Source organism: Pantoea sp. BRR-3P (assembly GCF_039621635.1).
Classification (GTDB): domain Bacteria; phylum Pseudomonadota; class Gammaproteobacteria; order Enterobacterales; family Enterobacteriaceae; genus Pantoea; species Pantoea floridensis.
The window spans coordinates 458,245-477,614 of record NZ_CP155066.1 but is presented as its reverse complement, the minus strand read 5'-3'; the positions used below and the strand labels follow the sequence as shown (position 1 = coordinate 477,614).

11 protein-coding genes and 1 tRNA gene are annotated in these 19,370 nt (G+C 52.4%); 7 read left to right on the top strand and 5 right to left on the bottom strand.

Translation table 11 applies throughout. The features are described 5' to 3' along the window. Positions 1–324: 324 nt before the first annotated feature. A complete protein-coding gene (locus AAGR08_RS02275) occupies positions 325–1,284 on the bottom strand; it encodes a LysR family transcriptional regulator (RefSeq protein WP_345828321.1) in 960 nt (319 codons plus the stop codon). A 224-nt stretch (positions 1,285–1,508) separates the two neighbouring features. Then, a complete protein-coding gene (locus AAGR08_RS02270) occupies positions 1,509–2,417 on the bottom strand; it encodes a LysR substrate-binding domain-containing protein (protein WP_345828320.1) in 909 nt (302 codons plus the stop codon). Positions 2,418–2,548: 131 nt separating this feature from the next. Here AAGR08_RS02270 and AAGR08_RS02265 point away from each other — a divergent pair, with 131 nt between their 5' ends. The 6 genes from AAGR08_RS02265 to AAGR08_RS02240 all read left to right on the top strand — a co-directional run bounded on the left by AAGR08_RS02265 (position 2,549) and on the right by AAGR08_RS02240 (position 9,036). Next, entirely contained in the window at positions 2,549–3,859 is a 1,311-nt protein-coding gene (locus tag AAGR08_RS02265; RefSeq protein WP_097096049.1) for an MFS transporter, read from the top strand. Between the two features lie 14 nt (positions 3,860–3,873). Continuing rightward, positions 3,874–4,962, top strand: coding sequence for a tartrate dehydrogenase (locus tag AAGR08_RS02260; RefSeq protein ID WP_097096048.1), 1,089 nt, complete (start codon positions 3,874–3,876; stop codon positions 4,960–4,962). 492 nt (positions 4,963–5,454) lie between these two features. Then, on the top strand, positions 5,455–5,637 hold the full coding sequence (locus AAGR08_RS02255) for a general stress protein (protein ID WP_007893075.1): 183 nt from the start codon (positions 5,455–5,457) through the stop codon (positions 5,635–5,637). Between the two features lie 68 nt (positions 5,638–5,705). Continuing rightward, complete coding sequence (locus AAGR08_RS02250) at positions 5,706–6,218, top strand: DUF892 family protein (protein WP_097096047.1); 513 nt, start codon at positions 5,706–5,708, stop codon at positions 6,216–6,218. A 138-nt stretch (positions 6,219–6,356) separates the two neighbouring features. Continuing rightward, the gene (locus AAGR08_RS02245; RefSeq protein ID WP_345828315.1) at positions 6,357–6,974 is read left to right on the top strand and encodes a glutathione S-transferase family protein; all 618 of its coding nucleotides are present in this window, start codon (positions 6,357–6,359) and stop codon (positions 6,972–6,974) included. Between the two features lie 10 nt (positions 6,975–6,984). Next, complete coding sequence (locus AAGR08_RS02240) at positions 6,985–9,036, top strand: pyridoxamine 5'-phosphate oxidase family protein (RefSeq protein ID WP_345828314.1); 2,052 nt, start codon at positions 6,985–6,987, stop codon at positions 9,034–9,036. 31 nt (positions 9,037–9,067) lie between these two features. Here the strand turns inward: AAGR08_RS02240 and AAGR08_RS02235 are convergent, their stop codons facing one another. Next, positions 9,068–9,694, bottom strand: coding sequence for a response regulator transcription factor (locus AAGR08_RS02235; protein WP_097096044.1), 627 nt, complete (start codon positions 9,692–9,694; stop codon positions 9,068–9,070). A 292-nt stretch (positions 9,695–9,986) separates the two neighbouring features. After that, complete coding sequence (locus AAGR08_RS02230; protein WP_345828313.1) at positions 9,987–12,794, bottom strand: autotransporter outer membrane beta-barrel domain-containing protein; 2,808 nt, start codon at positions 12,792–12,794, stop codon at positions 9,987–9,989. 582 nt (positions 12,795–13,376) lie between these two features. Between AAGR08_RS02230 and AAGR08_RS02225 the strand changes: the two genes are divergently transcribed. Continuing rightward, complete coding sequence (locus AAGR08_RS02225) at positions 13,377–19,055, top strand: Ig-like domain-containing protein (protein WP_345828312.1); 5,679 nt, start codon at positions 13,377–13,379, stop codon at positions 19,053–19,055. 220 nt (positions 19,056–19,275) lie between these two features. Here the strand turns inward: AAGR08_RS02225 and AAGR08_RS02220 are convergent. Further along, a tRNA-Phe gene (locus tag AAGR08_RS02220) sits at positions 19,276–19,351 on the bottom strand. Between the last annotated feature and the right edge of the window lie 19 nt (positions 19,352–19,370).

Genomic DNA, 19,370 nt, shown 5'->3' with positions numbered 1-19,370 from the left:
CCACTAAAGTGCGTTGGTGACTATGTATTTTCATTATCTCGATAACACATAGTTAGCGTGCTTTAATCACCAAATCACATAATAAGAGCTAAGGTTTCGCATAATCCTCTTGCCCTAAAACGGAGTCAACAATCTCGCTCAGCTTTTGACCAATGGATTTCTTATATCTTATGCCGAAATTGTTATAAGCGAGGTGGGAGCTGGCTGGCGGTCGCCATAAATGGCGACCCTACGGGTTGGTCGTCATTTATCATGGGAAAGAGCTGCACGAGGCGATTGTAGGGTCGTCATTTATGACGACCTTGTTGATACCCGCACTGTTGTTTAATCCTGATTAATCAGGCGCATAATGCGCGGATGCTCGCTGGCAGGCAGACGCTCAAAGCCTGGCAGCAGATGAGCCGCAGCGTCGGCTAAGGCTTCCACCAAGGCTTGCGCAGCGGTGGAGATTTGTCGCCCCTGCGGCGTGATCACGCCAAAGTAGTACGGAATATCCTCCTCCAGCGGACGAATCGCCACACCGGCCAGCGGCATGCCCCAACCGGTCACCGGCTCAAGGATCGCTACGCCCAATCCGGCGCGCACGCAGCCGAGAATATTGGCAGACGAATTGGTTTCGATGGTTTCCTGCAGCGGCGTTTTGACCTTTTTCAGCGCCTTTTCATAGCGCCCGCGCAGACGCTGCGGGCTCCACGGCGCAATCAAACGGCGTCCCGCCAGACTGCTGAGCGACAGCCGCGTGTGCGCCGCCAGCTCATCGTTCTCCGGCAGCGCCACGACGCACTGCGACTGCCCAATCCAGTGCAGCTCTACCGCGTGATGCTCCAGCGGCAAGCTGCACAGACCGAGATCGGCCTCTGCGGTGATCACGGCATGCGCGGTATTAACTGCGGATTCGCTGATGATCTGCACTTTGTTCTGCAAATTGAGTGCGGCCAGCGCCTGCGGCAGCAATCCCGCCGCCAGCGCGGGCGTGGCGGCAATACTCAGTGGACGATGCTGCTGATGGGCGATCTCCTGCGCACGCAGGCGAATTTGCTGCAACGAGAGCAGCGCTTTCTGCACGTATTGATGCAGCTGCAACGCCTCTTCCGAAGGATGGATACGCGGGCCGTTGCGGATAAACAGCGGATAACCGAGTGACTGTTCCAGTTCCTGAATCAAGCGCGACACCGCCGGCTGCGAGCGATTGAGCGCCTTTGCTGCCGCCGTAACGCTACCGGCAGAGATCACCGCCGAGAAGGCCTCCAGCTGCCGCAAATCCAGGTCGTTTAAAATGGTCATCGCGCGATTTTTCCCTAACTCATTGATCACTCCCGACATTGGCGCGGGAAAGTTTTCATCATAGAGAGAGTCGCGGCAATTAGCCACTGGGTGGACAGTGCGCTTTGTCCCTCACCCTAGCCCTCTCCCGCAGGCGGGAGAGGGAACAGTCCTCTGCGGAATTCAGCATTTTCTCCCAACTAATCATTCCCTCTCCTTCTGGGAGAGGGTTAGGGTGAGGGAAATCACAACTTCTCCGTCAACTCACATTCATTCTCATGCAGCAGCCGCAGCATCTCGAGTAAAAACGCGTCTTCGTTGCCCTTCTGCCAGGCAATGCTCAGCGGCAAACCTTTAATCTGTTCTGGTAAATCCAGCGCAATATAGCGCACGCTGTCGCTGTTCATCGTGCGGTACGACGCGGGCACCACGGCCAATCCCAAACCGGCCGATACCAAACTCAGAATGGTTTGTTTCTCTTCGGCGAACTGCGCGATGTGCGGCGTGAGTCCCGCCAGTTTGAACAAACTCATCGTCAAATCGTGGCTGTGCGGGCGCGTGCGGCGATCGGGAATAATCATCGCTTCATGCTGGAAATCCACCACCGCCACCCGTTCGCACTGCGCCAGCGCATGCTGAATTGGCACCGCCAGCACGCAGCTTTCACGGGTAATAAAGCGCACCGCTAAAGACGCATCAATACTTTGCGGTTCGCGGATAAAAATCATATCCAGCCAGCCCGATTTTAATTTCGGAATTAAATTAATGGTTTTGTCTTCAATAATATGAATATCACTGTGCGGATGCAGCGGCACAAATAAGTTAAGCAACGCCGGAACTAATCCGCGCGCGGCGCTATCGATGGCGCCAATGCGTAATGTACGACGCTCATCTTTTAATCCGACTTTAAATCGCTGCGCCAGCGCATCAAATTGATCGATTAATTTGCTGGCCTCATCAAAAAATATCGCGCCTTCGGCGGTTAATGAAACATTCCGCGTCGAGCGATTTAACAAGCGCACGCCAAGGTCTTCTTCCAGTAAACGAATGAAGCGAGAAAGTGACGCAGGCATCATTTCCATTCTTTGAGCAGCGCGCCCGAAATGGAGTTCTTTACCCACGGCGACAAAACAACGCAATTGATTTATATCCACATTTCCCTCGCCCGTTGATTATGCAAATACTTTATATAATCCACGCCTGATGATCCACCAAAGCAAAACTGCATACTGAACGCGAAGACAAAAAAATAATACTACCCCTACACAATCTGGAGCACGTTAATATGAACTCTCACCTCGAAAAAAGGGTGATGCGTAAAGTGACGTTACGCATTGTGCCCTTCATCATGCTGCTCTACTTCATCGCCTTTCTCGATCGCGTCAATATTGGTTTTGCTGCATTAACCATGAATCAGGATTTAGGTTTCTCGCCCACGGTGTTTGGTTTTGGTGCCGGAATTTTCTTTCTCGGTTATTTTCTGTTTGAAGTACCGTCAAATTTAATTCTGCACAAAGTCGGCGCACGCATCTGGATCGCCCGCGTGATGATCACCTGGGGATTAGTCTCCGGCTGCATGGCCTTCGTGCAGGGCACCACCAGCTTCTATGTGCTGCGCTTCCTGCTCGGCGTAGCGGAAGCCGGATTCTTCCCCGGCATCATTCTCTATCTCAGCTACTGGTTCCCGGCGGCGAAACGCGCGCAGGTCACCGCCATCTTTATGGCTGCCGCACCGCTTTCGACGGCGCTCGGTTCGCCAATTTCTGCTGCGCTGCTTGAGATGCACGGCCTGCTAGGCTACGCCGGCTGGCAATGGATGTTTGTGCTGGAAGCCATCCCGGCGCTGCTGTTCGGCATCGTGGTGCTGTTCTACCTCACCGATCGGCCAGCAAAAGCCAAGTGGCTGAACGATGAGGAGCGCGCCTGGCTGGAAAACACCCTGCGGGCGGAAGAGCAGGCGCGCGCCACCAGGCAGAGCCACAGCAGCGCATGGCGCGGACTGGCCGATAAGCGCGTGTTAGCGCTGGCGCTGGTCTATTTCGGCACCTCGGCGGGCTTGTACACGCTGGGCATCTGGTCACCGCAAATCATCCGTAGCTTTGGCGCATCCTCAATGGAGATCGGTTTCCTCAATGCCTTCCCGGCGGTAATTGGCGTGATCGGCATGATCCTCTGGGCGCGCCATTCGGATCGCACCAAAGAGCGCAGCTGGCACGTGATCGGCGCCTGTTTACTGGCGGCGGCCGGACTGATTTATGCCGGCAACGTCAGCACGCTGTTTACGGTGATTATCGCCCTGACGCTGGTCACCGTTGGCATCAGCGCCGCCAAACCGCCGCTGTGGAGCATGCCGACGCTGTTCCTCAGTGGTCCAGCGGCGGCAGCGGGCATCGCCACCATCAACTCGATTGGCAACCTCGGCGGTTTTGTCGGCCCGATGATGATTGGCGTGATTCGCCAGCAAACCGGCAGCTACAGCTGGGGACTCTATTTCGTGGCGGGACTGCTGGCGATCTCCGCCATCGTGGTTCTGCTGCTCTCCACCCGCGGCAATAAGCCGCAAACGGCGGAGCTTCCTCATCCTCATACTCATTAATCTGGAGATACAACATGCGTAACTATTCGATTGCCGCTATTCCCGCAGACGGCATTGGCCCGGAAGTGATCTCTGCCGGTGTGGAAATCTTGCACGCGCTAACGCGCCAGGATCCGCAGCTGAAGTTCAATGTCGAGACCTTTGACTGGGGTTCGGATTACTACAAACAACACGGCGTGATGATGCCGGAAGATGGCCTGCAAACGCTGAAGAAGTTCGATGCGATTTACTTCGGTGCGGTGGGTGCGCCTGACGTGCCGGATCACATCACGCTGTGGGGTTTGCGTCTGCCGATCTGTCAGGGCTTTGATCAGTACGCCAACGTGCGCCCCACCAAAATCCTGCCGGGCGTGACGTCACCGCTGCGCAATCGCGGTCCTGGCGATCTTGATTGGGTCATCGTGCGGGAGAACTCAGAAGGCGAATATTCCGGCAACGGCGGGCGGGCGCACCGTGGTTTGCCGGAGGAAGTCGGTACCGAAGTGGCGATTTTCACCCGCGTCGGCGTAACGCGCATCATGCGTTATGCCTTCAAACTGGCGCAGTCGCGCCCGCGCAAACTGCTCACCGTGGTGACCAAATCCAACGCCCAGCGTCACGGCATGGTGATGTGGGATGAGATTGCCGCCGAAGTGGCGATCGAGTTTCCGGATGTGCAGTGGGACAAAATGCTGGTTGATGCCATGACGCACCGCATGACGCTGCATCCACAAAGCCTCGACACCATCGTGGCCACCAACCTGCACGCCGATATTCTGTCGGATCTGGCGGGTGCGCTGGCGGGCAGCCTCGGCGTGGCGCCGACCGCCAATATCGATCCCGAGCGTCGCTTCCCGTCGATGTTCGAACCGATTCACGGCTCAGCGTTTGATATCACCGGCAAAGGCATTGCCAACCCGATCGCCACCTTCTGGACCGCAGTGCAGATGCTGGAGCATCTCGGCGAGCGCGACGCGGCGGCGCTGATTATGCAAGGCATCGAGTTTGTCTGCGCCAAAGGCATTTTGACCCCGGATGTCGGCGGCACGGCCAACACCGCCGAGGTGACGCGTGCGGTAGTGCAGTTTATTACGTCCAAAGCCAGCGTGGCAGAAGCCCTCTGATTTAACCCAGTGCGGGTTGAATCATCCCACCTTCCATAGCGGCGCAATGAATTGCGCCGCTATGGCTCGTGCATACTGTGATTCGACGTGTGTCGACTGGAGAAAAATGGCGGTGCACAGGTGCTGGTGAAATTAAGTCGCCCGATATAAGTAAATAAATGATTCATAGCCCTTACAAGAAAAGGGCTAATAATCCGATTCACAATCATTTCTCAGCATAACAAAAAAGTAATATTAATGATGATTGATTTCATCAGCTTGGTAATTAAAAATAAATATAAGCGGTACGGATAATTACCTGGCACACAATCAAGCCAGGAAAATTTATTTATTCTTACGCGAAAAATAATTAAGCAAACTCTAAGAAATAATCGAGCCTTTTCAATACCGATAAGATAACTCCTAATTAGTCCGCCTTGTGCGTTAGGCTTTAACGACTAGCCTTAAGGTGTAACTGAAATAATAGTTATCTAACTTTTTGAGGCAATAATCATGACAACACCACGTGGCGGTTCTGGCAATTTTGCCATGGACCCAGAAAGAGCCCGCGAAGCGGGAAAAAAAGGCGGCCAGCTTAGCGGCGGTAATTTCCGTAATAATCCGGAACGCGCTATTGAAGCAGGGAGAAAAGGCGGAAAAAAAAGCCGTCGCGTCGTGGATAAATCGCCTGAGTAACGTCTCTGCGGCTAGCAATTAATAGGTGAAATAGCCGCAGCACCCTATTTTCAATAAGGTAGCATATTATGAGCAATAACAGCGAAACACACTTTCTCGATTGGGTCAGAGATGCCCATGCCATGGAAAAACAAGCGGAAAGTATGCTGGAAAAAATGGCCTCACGCCTTGAGCACTATCCCGATCTCAAATTACGCGTTGAACAGCATATAGATGAAACTCGCCAGCATCAGGTGCTGGTACAAAGCGTAATTGACCGCTACTCCACCTCGCAATCGGTATTAAAAAATATCGCCGGCAAAATATCCGCTTTTGGTCAGGCGATGGGCGGCATGATGGTAGAGGATGAAGTGGTGAAAGGCGCGATCAGCGGAAATGTGTTTGAGCATCTTGAGATTGCCAGTTACACCTCGCTGATAGCCGCAGCCCAGCATCTCAACGATCATGAAAGCGTCGATATCTTTAATCGTATTCGTGAACAGGAAATTGCGATGGCAGAATGGACGCTGAACAATCTGCCGGTGGTGACGGAACAGTATTTGGTTCGCTCTGCCACGCCGGGCGTTGAGGCGAAAAAATAACGCCGAAGCGCACAGCATGACTCTTCCATTTTTCGCAATAATGACTTCGCTAATTCGGCTATTCTGCCGCTAAATCGTCTGTGCGAACCTTATGGCATGGCTCGGGATCGTCCCGAGCATCACCTAAGGAAGCACACGATGAAACTCTATCATTTCCCCCTTTCCGGCCATGCACACCGTGCACGCCTGTTTCTGTCGCTGCTCGGTTTACCGCATGAAATTATCGATGTTGATCTCAAAGCGGGCGAGCACCACACGCCGGAATTTCTCGCCATGAACCCGTTCGGGCAAGTGCCGGTGCTGGAGGATGACGGTACGTTTATTGCCGATTCCAACGCCATTCTGGTCTATCTGGCAAAGAAAACCGGCCGCAGCGAGTGGCTGCCGGAAGATGCACAGGGCGCAGCAGCGGTACAGCGCTGGCTGACCGTCGCAGCGGGCGATATCGCGTTTGGTCCGGCAGCAGCGCGCTTGATTACCGTGTTTGGACGGCCGTTTAATGCGGAAGAGGTCATCGCCCGCGCGCACCTGGTGCTGTCACGCATAGAAAACCACCTCCAGAACCGTGAATGGCTGGTGGGCGATGGCCCAACCATCGCTGACATCGCACAGTACAGCTATATCGTGGGCGCACCAGAAGGCAACGTCGACCTTTCCGGCTACCCGGCGGTGAAGGCACTCTTGCGCCGTATCGAAGCGCTGCCGGGCTTTGTGCCCTTCCCGCAAACCGCTGCCGGCCTGCGCGGCGTCGCCTGAGCGTACCATTATGATTAAGAAACTGCCGGTGTGGCATCAGGGTGAAATAGCCCTTCAACAGCAGGCGGGCGTGGCGGAGCGCATGGCGGACGTGGGTCGGCGCGTGGTGCGCGATCACATGCCCGATCAGCATCGTGACTTCTATGCGCAGCTGCCGTTTATCGTGGCAGGTAGCGTTGATGCGCAGGGCGATGCCTGGGCCACGCTGCTGGAAGGCCAGCCCGGCTTTATCTTCTCACCCAATGCCACCACGCTAGACATCGCAGCGCGCGCGGATAGTAGCGATCCGGCCGCGGCCGGGATGCAGGATGCTGCGCCGATTGGCCTGCTCGGCATCGAGCTGCACACTCGTCGCCGCAATCGCATGAATGGCGTTCTGACGGCAATTGGCGGCGGGTATCGCGTGCAGGTTGATCAAAGCTTTGGCAACTGTCCGCGCTATATCTCGCTACGCGATTTCCGCTTTGCCCGCGATCCGGCCGAGCGCTATGACGCAGCAGCAGAAAACCTGAGCGCGCTGGATGACGCGGCGCGCACCACTATCGGCACAGCGGATGCATTCTACGTTGCCAGCTATGCCGACCAGCCTCATCGGCAGGTTGATGTTTCCCATCGCGGCGGCAAACCTGGCTTTGTACGCATCGGTGATGACGGCCTGCTGACGATTCCCGATTTCAACGGCAATCTGTTCTTCTCTACCCTTGGCAACATCCACCTGAACGGCAAAGCGGGGCTGCTGTTTGTCGACTATGCCAGCGGCGACACGCTGCAGCTGAGCGGTGATGCCGAAGTGATCCTCGACTCGCCAGAGATCGCCGCTTTTCAGGGCGCGGAGCGACTCTGGACGTTTCGCGCGCGCCGCATCGTACGTCGTCGTGCCGCCCTCGCCCTGCGCTGGATGACACCGGCAGAGAGCATAGAAGCGAGCTCGCTGATGACGGGGGATTGGCAAAACGCCGCCGAACGTCTGCGTGCGGCGGAACTGGCTTCACGCTGGCGGCCGTTTAAGGTGACAAAAATTGTCGAAGAGAGCAGCACTATTCGCTCGCTGCATTTACAACCGGATGACGGTGCGGGCGTGCTGCCGCATCTGGCCGGCCAACATCTGCCGATTCGTGTGCAGCTGCCAGGTGCAGAGAAGCCGCTGATGCGCGCCTATACGCTTTCGGTCGCGCCTGCGGATGGGTTTTATCGTATCAGCGTGAAGCGCGAGGGTGCGGTATCGCGTTATCTTCACGATGGGATTGCGGTTGGCGATACGCTTGAGGCGCGTGCTCCGGCGGGCGATTTCACTATCGATGCTAACGAAACGCGTCCAGCGGTACTGCTTGCCGCCGGCGTGGGCATTACGCCCATGCTGGCGATGCTGCGGCACCTGGTGTTTGAAGGCCAGCGTAAGCAGCGGATGCGGCCAACGGTTCTGTTGCAATCGGCTCGCTCTAAAGCCGAGCGGCCTTTCGCGCGTGAGCTTGATCAGCTGCTGGCACAGGCGCAGGGTGCCGTCAAATTGGTGCGTGTGCTAAGCCACACCACGGATGCGGAACAGGGCTTCGATTACGAGACCGCTGGACGCATTGATATGGCGCTGCTTTCGCAGGTGCTACCGTTCAACGATTACGATTTCTATCTGTGCGGTCCGCCAGCATTCACACAGGCGCTGTATGACGGACTGCGCGCTTACAATATCGCCGATCATCGCATTCATGCGGAAGCCTTTGGCCCTTCCTCGCTGCAACGCACCCATGATGTTGCCCGGCAGGATACGCCGCGGTTGCCGGTTGCAACCCAATCGGTGCCGGTGAAATTTATGGACTCATTAAAAGAGGCGCGCTGGACGCCGGATGCGGGTTCACTGCTGGAGCTGGCCGAAGCGCGCGGGCTGAGCCCGGCTTATAGCTGTCGCGCCGGGCATTGCGGCAGTTGCAAAACCAAACTGCTGCAAGGCGCGGTAACCTATCAAACGGCCCCCAGCGCCAGCGTGGCGGACGATGAAGTATTGATTTGTTGCGCGCTACCCGCTCAACAAGAGGGAGAAGAACAGGCGATACACCTGGCGTTGTGAGTATCAGGCTTCACACATTAACGGGCATTAATCAGTCCAGATTATGCCGGCGAGCAAAGTTAGCAAGTTCAACCTGATTACTCATACGTAACTTTTTGAGCAACCGGGTTTTATAAGTGCTGATCGTTTTATCACTCAGCTTCATAATTTTTGATATATCGATGTTTTTCATACCGCTTGCCAGGTATTTCAAAATTTGCAATTCACGCGCAGACAGAAGAGAAACAAAATCGCCTTCTGAATCAGGGATCGACGACGTTTGTTTATTGTTCAATACTGGCATGGGAAAATAGCTGTACCCGGACTGGATCGCTCGAATGGCATCGTGCAGTTCGGAGAGATTATTCTCCTTGCTGATATAACCATTCGCTCCCGCTTTAATGCTAAGGTTAATATAATGCTGCTCTCTTTTCCCTGTCAGCACCAAAATATAACCGGAAAAACCAAGCCGACGTAATCTATTGACCACTTCAATGCCGTTAATTGAGGGGATATCGATATCGACAATAACCAGGTCGGGCTGTAACGTTTTTGCCATGCTAATACCTTCAAAACCATCACCGGTCTCTGAGGCAACAATATACTCTTTACTTTCCAACAAAATACGCAGTGCAAGTCGGGTTACTGGGTGATCATCAATAATTAACACTCTTGACATAGGAAACGTCTCGAAAGGCAACTCATTATTATTGTCAGGGCAACTATGCTACGATCTTTAGCGGCATGACACACGCATAATTGGCTGTAGCATTACGCTCGCATTCAGAAAAGTCCTTCTTATTGCGCCACTTCGCCATATTATGGCTTTGAGCATCAGGAAATTCCCTACAGCTTACTTTTTAATTAACCACCAAAAACATACGTACGTTCTTTTGCACTAAAAAGGCGATGAAAATACTCATCGCCTCTATTTTACTTGCTGACTACTCTTTCAAAAAATTAGCCAATCATTACCAACTCCAGCGTACCCCAACGCTGGCATTCCATGGTGTTTCGGTTTTGGAACCTTTGCTGTAATTCGCTTCGCTATAGAGTTGCACATCCTGAGTGAGCTGCGCGGATGTACCTAATGTAAATTTACCCTGCACGCCCGACATATCATTGTTAAAACCATTATCATTGATATGAACCTTGTTGTTTTTTGCAAACTCCTCAATGAGTGAGGCACGTAACCAAGGTTGAATTGTCATGCCATTTTCTAATTCAATATTCTTTCCAACAACGCCATGCAATGCAGCCTGCTTAGAGGTTGCCATGTCACTATCGGCTTTAAGGCCATTATCTAAACGGTAGCCCGTGCCTTTGATCCATACGCTTGATAACTGCACTGATGGCTCAGCGAACCAGCCGCCATCAAAATCAATACGTTTACCCAATTCAACAGATAACCCGAATGCCGGCGTGCTGTAGCCGCCTTTGGCGAGCTGGCCATCACTCATACGCGCGTTAGTATGGTTGCTGAAGTTGTTTGCTTTGATGACGTTATCGATAAACCAACCATCCTGCAGCAGGAAAGTGGAGTAACCGCCGATAAAGAAACTGTCGATAGTGCCGGAACTGTTGTGCGTAAACGCCAGGTTACTGCGGCTATAACCGCTGAACAGGCCAAGCAGCATTTGCGATTGCCCTACATCGATTGCGCTGTTTACACCAACAGAAATACCTGACTGGTTTTGGCTATACCCTTCGCCGTTGGCGTCATGCATTTTAAATTCGCCGCCCACGCCACGTACCCACGCGCCACCCGTTTGTTTGCCCTGGCGCACATCGCCCAGGCGTGTACGCAAGGTGGTCATTTCGCCATACCATGCGGAAGGCATCGCGTTAAAAATGCCCAGCGCGGTGGCTGTTGAAGGCGTCACAACGGGATCTCCGCCATCATCACCGCCCTCTTTAAATTTCTGGGCTAACACCCAATCGTTATCCTGATGCTTTAACTCGTACTGGTAGGTACCCGCATCCACGACGCCATTTTGCAAAGTAAACTGCTCATCGCCATTGCCAGCCGTTTTTACCACCGCCAGTACATCGTGCGTTTCACCTGGCTCCAGACCGGTATTGTTAATCGAGAGAACGTGATCGCCCGTGGCGTTTCCGCTAACGGTAATCAGGTCACCCGTGAGCTTCTGCAGATCGGTTGTCATCGCAAACTGGCTATTGCCGGAGAGATCGCCTAGCGCGAGCGTTTTGAAGCCATCGTCGCTGTGGGCAAATTCAATCATGCCCGTAGAAGCCAGCGATTTGAGATCGGAGTTTTTGGTCATCAACCAACGGCTGCTGCTGTCGATGGTCATAGCCGAACCGTTGAGTATGGCGCCGGTTAATTGCGACGATTGCGCAAGATCGACATCTACACGATTGTTACTTTCCGCGATGATGTCACCGCTCAGCAGCACATCATTTTCAGCCTTCAGGCTAACCCTGCTCGGTTGCGTACCGCTCTTACTGTCCAGCAAAATACCGTTACCCGCAATCAGCTGCGAACCATTCTTCACGGTTAAATCGAGTGCGGCGCCATCGGCCATCACCGCTGAACCACTTTTACTCACCAACGAGGTGTTATCTAACACAACATTGCTGGTGTTAAACCCCGTATCGCTGGTGACATATAACGCTGGTGCATCTCCAAGCGTTTCCAGCTGGCTATTGCTGATATTAAAATTCCCTGAATGCGCGGCAAGAATATAAGCGTCCTGACCATGCGTGAGAGCCTGAATATGATCAGCATTAATAGTGCCGCCCGCATCAGCAAACAGGGTATGAGCGGCATTGCCGTAAGTGGTGAGTGTGGTATCTGAGAGGGTTACTGAAGAGTTATTGCCCGCCACAGATATTGCCGTGCCGTCATCATCCTGAGAAGTAATGCTACCACCGTTGAAGGTGGCAGTCGCATTATCGCCAACATTAATGCCAATGCCGCTATCCGTATTAATGATGGTATTGCTAATAGCAATATCGCCGGACTGCACATAAATGGCCTCGCCCTCTGACGTGTGAATATTACTATTATCAAGGGTCATTATGCCACGGCCATTACTGGCACTGTTAATTTCAATGCCGCGCGTTCTGCCATTGGCAGATATATTTAGCTCGTCTGCATTGACGCTGCCATTACCCAATAGTAAACCGCTATTGGCATTACCACGCATGACGATATCAACGTTTTTAAGCGTCGCCTGGGAATCACTTGCGGTATTATCGACAAACAGCTTGAGGCCATTTCCCGCTTGCCCATTGCCAAATATATTGACATCTGTCGCCGTCAGGCTGCCATTTTTTAATGCGATGCCGTTGCCACCCACGCCGTCAGCCGTAATGGCAACACCGTTAAGATTCAGTGTGGCGCCATTGTCGGCATGGATTCCATCACTGTTATCTCCGCCCACGGTGATTGACCCACCGTTGATATTCACCGTGCCATTATCAACATTAATGCCATGCGAATTCGCGCCACGGGTAACTAGCGTCGAACTTTCTAAATTTAACGTACCAAGATCTAATACCTGGGCAGCAGCATAATTATCACCTGAAGTACGAAAATCTAACCCAGCAATAGTTTGTAATACGCTATTATCCCCGGATACATACAATGGATAATCTCCAGGCGTACGTCCCTGATAACTCGATGTGGCGATTAATATTTTACCATCAGTCACTTTCCAGGGAGAATCCGCATAGGATAGCGATGAAATACTCATCGTGGCGATAGCGAGCAGACATTGGTGTGATAATAAGGATAACTTTAATTTAGGTAACATATTCTTACTCCTTGAACGTGTTTCTACCGTGAATACATCTGAAATAAAAAGACATAAAATCCTTCATGCAAGATTGATAAACATTCCTTTAAATGTCATTCGGAACGCTATCTTCCTTTTGTAGTCTTTTTCTCTATGGGGTGTAGGAGGAGGAGAGCTTTTGAAGTGATTTATTTTTTAAAATAAGGCGGGTTTTTATTTAAAATAATCCCCATTACAGCGCGGAGAAATATTTTAAACGAGTATTATTGCGGGGGACTTTCTCATCAGCTATTAAAAAATTTTTCACATGCTAATTAACATTATTTAATAGCACTAATGCTGTCGTCCTCTACTCAATGCCCTCGCCCCGCCAGATGCGAGTAAAGTGTGGATTGAGGTGACATGAAATAATAACGAAAAATTTAACTTCTAAAAATCGATTTAACCCATTGTATTCATTGCACTTTAAACCAGACGCAAGAGAAATCATCCTGTCTCACAGCGTATTGAGCCACGTCTCATAAGCGCATTTTTTTGAATCCTTATTATAGCGCCGTTAGTTACGTACTGGATGTAGCTAAGTAATAGAGAGTCAATACCATGGAAGAATCGAAAAAGAGTAATGTGCACCGTTCCAGCCACGAGAACGCCACCGTCTCTGTTTTAACCGATGCGCCTGCAGCTGCCATCAATCATGCAGCAGATTCTGCGGTTGGGCAGATCTCAGCCACCAACGCCGCGCTCGCAGAAGCAAAGCCGGTTCAGGTTTCGTATGTTGCCGATGACGAGCACGCTAAACAGGTCATTGCCGACGGCATAACCTACGACGCCACCCCACGTTTTGTTGGTACGGCTGAACCCTACACCTCCATCATCATTTACGATGGTGAAAATCAAATTGGTGTAACGACATCTGATGAGAACGGAAACTGGACGTTCACGCCAGCATCGCCATTAGAGGTCGGGGCACGCAATCTTACTTTCAGCTCAGATAAATCCAGTGATTCCTTTAATTTTGTCTTACTTGCTGAGGGAACGACGGTGATTTCGCTGGATTATCAGATCGATGACAGCGGAGAGCGCAACAACACGATTGTGCCAGGCGATAAAATTCAGGACACCACGCCACGATTTGCCGGAACGGCCGATCCTAATACCACGATCACCGTCTACGACAATGGTGAACCGATCGCGGTAATCACCTCTGAAGATAATGGCAACTGGTCCTTCTTCCCGACGCTGGGAACTGGGGCACACTCGCTGACCTTCGATGCAGGCAATGGTAATACGACTAAACCGTTTACGTTTGAAATCGTCGGTACAGCGGAACCTGAAGTTCCTGTCATTGTGGAACCGGAAACGCCTATCGTTGTCGATCCAGAAATTCCTGGCATCCGGGAGCCTGGAGCACCCGTTAGAATTTCCTTTGTCGTCGATGATGAACGCAGCAAGCAGATAGTCGAGGGCAGCAAAAGTTACGACTCCACGCCACGTCTGATTGGTGATGCAGCGCCAAATACCTTAGTTACCATTTTTGATGGTGAAAAAATGGTCGGCAGCACCCTGTCAGATGATAAGGGCTTCTGGAGCTTCACGGTCAAGCCTGCACTGGATGCGGGATCTCACCACCTGATTGTCACTACCCCAGGATCGAGCGTTTCGTTTGATTTTGTTGTTCTTCCCGTAGGCACAATCCCTATCACCCTGACACCGCCAGTCGATGACAGCGGCGAACATAACAGCTATATCGCTCCCGGCGATAAAATCCACGACACTACACCACGCTTTGCTGGACGTGCCGATCCTGGCGCCGTCATTACCGTTTATGATAATGGCAAACCGATTGCTGAAATCACGGCTGAAGCCAACGGCAACTGGTACTTCTTCCCTGAAATGGGCGTTGGTGAACATAACCTGATATTTGATGCGGGTAATGGCAACACCACACAACCTTTTAATTTTGAAATCGTTGGTCCTGAAACCGTAGCAACAACCATTGATTACGGTATTGATGATTCCCGCGGCTATGAAAATTATCTTAACCGTGGCGACACCACTAATGACACCACACCACTTCTGCGTGGTCATGCTGCACCGAATGTAGAGGTCACCATTTTTGACAATGGCAAACCTGTTGGTACCGCAATGGCTAACAGCCGTGGCGAGTGGGAATTTACGGCCGAGCTGTCTGACGGCTCTCACAACATCACCGCAAAAGCCAGTACCGGTAATGAAAGCGATACCTTCAGCTTCACCATAGTGGACCCGCAAGGTGTGCAAATTAATATCGGTAACGCTTACGATGATACGCGTGGCTACGAGCTCGATATTGAGCGCAACGGCATCACGAACGATACCACGCCACGCTTTACCGGCAGCGCCGGTCCGAATGCAAAAATCACCGTATATGACAACGGCCAGCCTATCGGTACCGTTGATGCCAACGACATGGGCTATTGGACCTATACAGCAGATCTGAGCAGCGGCGCGCACAGCATCACCTTTGAGGCAGGCAAAGGCAGCCTGAGCGATGCGTTTAACTTCACGGTAGTCACACCAGAAAGTCAGCCAATCACTGTCGATCACGCCTACGACGATACGCGCGGCTATGAACGTGAATTTGATCGCAACGCCACCACTAATGACACTACACCGCGTTTTACCGGGCGTGCAGGTCCGAATGTAAAAATCACTGTGTATGATAATGGGCATCCGGTTGGTGAAACTGTTGCAGATTCTGCAGGTTACTGGACCTATACGGCGAAGCTGGGCGCTGGCGCGCATAGCATCACTTTTGAAGCAGGAAAAGGCAGCCTGAGCGATGCATTTAGCTTCACTGTGACAGCACCGGAAAGTCAGCCAATCACCATTGAAGCGGTAAATCAGGACACCAATTACTTCTGGGAACCGATTGGTGAGAACGGCACCACACGTGACACCACGCCGCGCTTTAACGGCAAAGCCAGCCCGAACGTGCAGATCACCGTGTATGACAACGGTCAGCCTATTGGTGTCACCACTTCGAACAGCCGCGGTGAGTGGGTCTTCACACCGGAACTGGGTGGCGGTGCGCACAGCATCAGCTTTAAGGACGCACAGGGTAACGAGAGCAAACCGTTCAGCTTCACCGTCGATGCAAACATCACCATTGAAGCGGTAAATCAGGACATCAATTACTTCTGGGAACCGATTGGTGAGAACGGCACCACACGTGACACCACGCCGCGCTTTAACGGCAAAGCCAGCCCGAACGTGCAGATCACCGTGTATGACAACGGTCAGCCTATTGGTGTCACCACTTCGAACAGCCGCGGTGAGTGGGTCTTCACGCCGGAACTGGGTGGCGGTGCGCACAGCATCAGCTTTAAGGACGCGCAGGGCAACGAGAGCAAACCGTTCAGCTTCACCGTCGATGCAAACATCACCATTGAAGCGGTAAATCAGGACATCAATTACTTCTGGGAACCGATTGGTGAGAACGGCACCACACGTGACACCACGCCGCGCTTTAACGGCAAAGCCAGCCCGAACGTGCAGATCACCGTGTATGACAACGGTCAGCCTATTGGTGTCACCACTTCGAACAGCCGCGGTGAGTGGGTCTTCACGCCGGAACTGGGTGGTGGTGCGCACAGCATCAGCTTTAAGGACGCACAGGGTAACGAGAGCAAACCGTTCAGCTTCACCGTCGATGCAAACATCACCATTGAAGCGGTAAATCAGGACATCAATTACTTCTGGGAACCGATTGGTGAGAACGGCACCACACGTGACACCACGCCGCGCTTTAACGGCAAAGCCAGCCCGAACGTGCAGATCACCGTGTATGACAACGGTCAGCCTATTGGTGTCACCACTTCGAACAGCCGCGGTGAGTGGGTCTTCACGCCGGAACTGGGTGGTGGTGCGCACAGCATCAGCTTTAAGGACGCGCAGGGCAACGAGAGCAAGCCGTTCAGCTTCGCGATTTCAACACCAGAAAGCCAGCCAGCCACTATCGATCGCGCATTTGATGATAGCGGATGGTCCGATCGTGAAGTCGGCGACAATGACTCGGTCAAAGACACATCGCCACGCTTTAACGGCACGGCGGCACCGAATACGCTGATCACTATTTATGATAACGGTGTTGAGATCGGCTCTGTCGTCTCGAGCTGGGGCGGACGCTGGAACTTCGAGCAGGAACTCGGCGGCGGTAAGCACATCATTACGGTGCAAGCCGCAGGTGGCAGCATGAGCGATCCCTTTACTCTGTATATCAACGCACCGGTTGTGGAGCCAGAAGTACCGGTTGAGCCAGAAGTGCCAGCAATCCCCGTCACTATCGATCGCGCATTTGATAATAGCGGATCATATGATCGTGAGGTCGGCGACAATGACTCGGTCAATGACACATCGCCACGCTTTAACGGCACGGCGGCACCAAATACGTTGATCACTATTTACGACAACGGCGTTGAGATTGGTTCTGTCGTATCGAGCTGGGGCGGACGCTGGAACTTCGAGCAGGAGCTGGGCGGTGGTGAGCACACCATTACAGTGAGAACCGCTGACGGCAGCGAAAGTGATCCGTTTAAGCTGTATATCAATGCACCGATTGTGGTTGATCCAGTGGAGCCAGAAGTTCCGGTTGAGCCAGAAGTGCCAGTTGAACCGGAAGTGCCAGTTGAGCCGGAAGTGCCTGTTGAGCCGGAAGTGCCAGTTGAGCCAGAAGTACCGGTTGAGCCAGAAGTACCGGTTGAACCAGAAGTACCGGTTGAACCAGAAGTGCCGGTTGAGCCAGAAGTGCCGGTTGAGCCAGAAGTGCCAGTTGAGCCAGAAGTGCCGGTTGAGCCAGAAGTTCCGGTTGAACCAGAAGTACCGGTGACGATCAAGTATGCGGCAGACGATCGTGGCCTCACTTTCCGGACGGGTGAGCAGAACTATGACACGACACCATGGTTCTTTGGCACCGCGGCGCCAGGTGCATCGGTTGCAATTTATGATAACGATAAATTGATTGGTAATGCGACAGCTGAGGTGGATGGACGCTGGTCCTTTACTGCGCCTGAACTTCAGCAGGGCCCGCACAGTATTACCGCTCAGGTAGGGGAAGGTAATGTATCTGATGCATTTACTTTTGACATTGTGACGCCTGAAACCAAAAAAATTACGGTTACTCATATTTGGGATGACACCAACGGCTACGATCAGCTTGTTGAGAAGGGATCAGAAACGGCAGATAGCAAACCGCGCCTTAGTGGTACCGCTGGCGAGAACGTAACGATCACCGTTTATGACAATGGCGTTGCAATTGGCACCACGATCTCTCGCGATGATGGTTACTGGTCCTTTGAGCATGAGTTAATTAACGGTACTCACAACTTCACCTTCGAAGCGGGTGAAGGCAGTCAGAGTGATCCAGTCCAGTTGGTCATTAATACTCCCGATGCCAGCGATCCTATATTGCCGGGAGTGATTTACGCCGTTGAAAGTGCGCACGATAGCGTTCTGGTAGCAGGCCGTATTCCCGCCAATGGCGAGAGTGATGACAATAAGCCTCGCTTTAGTGGACACGTATCGCGTTTGGCAGTGGTTTGTATCTTCGATAATGGCGTTAAGATCGGTGAAACACGTGCTGATGGCTCCGGCTTCTGGACATTCAAGCCTGAAACCGATTTATCTATTGGTGTGCATAACATCACTGTAGGACCGGATGCAGAACGTCAAGGCCCAGCCTTTACCTTCACCGTGGTTACCCCTGATCCAGAAAACCCATTACCGAAAGGCACAACTTATGAAGTAACCGCTGCCTACGATAGCGTGCTTGAATCCGGCCGCATTCCTGAAAATGGCGAAAGTGATGACAATACGCCTCGCTTTACCGGAAAGGCTGATGGATATGCTGTAGTGAAGATCTTCGATAATGGCATTCTGATTGGCGAAACGCGCGCTGAGGGTAATGGCTTCTGGACGTTCAAACCAGAAACACCATTATCACTGGGTGAACACAACATCACCGCAGGTTCGAATCCCGATTACCACGGTAAGGCATTTACCTTCACCGTGGTTCCTGTCGAAGCGGATCGTATTTCAGTGCTGGAAGATATCTCAGCTGCCGATCTTCTCAGTTCCCCGGAGCAAGCGCTGTTTAGTGAAGAAGTTGAAGCACAGCAGCCTGCTGCAAAACCACTGTCTATCGCGCAAGCCGATATGACCGTAGAAACGCAGTCTGGTGTGGTGAACAACAGCGCGTTGCCGCTGATTGAACCTGAAGAGCAAAACTACACAGCAATGTGATGTTTTACTTCATTAACAGGTAAGTAAAAACGGATGGTTCGCCATCCGTTTTTTTATGTCTGAAAAGGCGAATGTTACGGATGAGCACCAATGAAAAAAGGGTATCAGCGTTAACTGATACCCTTTTTCTGAAGGCTTTGATGTTCAACTAGAATCGTTGCTGTAAACACCACCTTCTTAAGCCACCCGTCATAATATCTAACCAGTGTGCTTCGATGTATGGTGCCCGGACGCGGAATCGAACCACGGACACGGGGATTTTCAATCCCCTGCTCTACCGACTGAGCTATCCGGGCAACGGGGCGCATTAAACCC